This is a genomic window from Comamonas sp. Tr-654 (genome assembly GCF_011752915.1).
Taxonomy (GTDB): domain Bacteria; phylum Pseudomonadota; class Gammaproteobacteria; order Burkholderiales; family Burkholderiaceae_C; genus Comamonas.
On record NZ_VWWQ01000019.1, the window covers coordinates 1 to 295 of the forward strand.

The 295-nt window shown below is 66.1% G+C and carries 1 protein-coding gene; it reads left to right on the top strand.

Annotated features, from left to right (window positions below):
* Positions 1–295, top strand: a 295-nt coding sequence (locus F3J24_RS24775; protein ID WP_167011559.1) for a VCBS domain-containing protein, incomplete at both ends; no start/stop codon positions are given.

Genomic DNA, 295 nt, shown 5'->3' on the forward strand with positions numbered 1-295 from the left:
GCCACCCAGGCGCTGAACAACGGCCAAACCATCACCGTGACCATGGGCTACACGCTCACCGACAAGGACGGTGACCAGCGCAGCAACAGCGTCACCTTCCAGATCAACGGCGCCGATGACAGCGGCAGCGTCAGCGTCAACGCTGGCAGCGGCAGCGACGCCGGCAAGGTCTACGAGCACGGCGTGCTGGTCAACGACGCCAGCAAGACCACCACGGGCTCGGTGACCGTGAGCGCCACCGACGGCATCAAGGACGTGACCATTGGCGGCACCACCCACACGACCGCCGACTGGA